The organism is Streptococcus sp. OH4692_COT-348 (assembly GCF_003859975.1).
Taxonomy (GTDB): Bacteria; Bacillota; Bacilli; order Lactobacillales; family Streptococcaceae; genus Streptococcus.
The window spans coordinates 1-809 of the sequence record NZ_RQZB01000043.1; the positions used below are offsets into that span (position 1 = coordinate 1).

General features: G+C 36.7%; 1 protein-coding gene. It reads right to left on the reverse strand.

From position 1 onward, the window contains the following. Window positions 1-54 precede the first annotated feature (54 nt). Window positions 55-735 (reverse strand): IS6-like element IS1216 family transposase, encoded by a 681-nt coding sequence (locus tag EII37_RS10775; RefSeq protein ID WP_049486871.1) that lies wholly within the window; start codon window positions 733-735, stop codon window positions 55-57. Window positions 736-809 lie beyond the last annotated feature (74 nt).

The window sequence follows — 809 nt, forward strand, 5'->3', positions numbered from 1 at the left end:
GGTTCTGTTGCAAAGTTTTAAATAAAGAATAAAATCCCTTACGGCATCTATGATTTAAGCTGGGATTCCCAATAATACCTTGATTTCAGTACAGACCGAAAACCCGAAGAGAGTGCCTTCTTTTCGGGTTTTCTTATATAATCCTCGGATGGCTTCCATGCCTTTAATCGTGGGTGAGGCAGTGCGTAAACTTCGATAGAATTTATTGCGTCTCTTTACTGGACGATGGTCTTGTTCAATCAAATTATTCAGGTATTTAATGGTACGATGTTCTGTCCCTTGATAAAAGCCGTATTCTTTTAGTCTCTTAAAGGCACTTGTAATAGAGGGGGCTTTATCTGTGACTACAACCTTCGGTTCATCAAACTGCTTCACTAACCGCTTAAGAAAAGCATAGGCTGCTTGTGTGTCCCGTTTTTTACGTAACCAAATATCCAAGGTTAAACCATCTGCATCGATGGCTCGATACAAATAATGCCATTTTCCTTTAATTTTGATGTATGTTTCATCCATTTTCCATGAATAAAAGGATTTTTTATTTTTCTTTTTCCAAATTTGATAGAGTAGTTTGCCATATTCTTGCACCCAACGATAAATCGTCGTATGAGAAACGTTAATGCCACGATCATATAAGATTTCTTGAACTTCACGATAGCTAAGGTTATAACGAAGATAGTAGCCCACGGCTACAATAATCACATCCTGCTGAAATTGCTTTCCTTTAAAATGATTCATCGTCATTCCTCCTGCTATCTTTTTCTATTATTCTACCTTATTTGATAGTAGATTTAAAACTTTGCAACAGAACC

Coding starts and splice junctions, on each gene's coding strand:
- EII37_RS10775 (WP_049486871.1), bottom strand. CDS start 735: ATGAATCATTTTAAAGGAAAGCAATTTCAGCAGGATGTGATTATTGTA.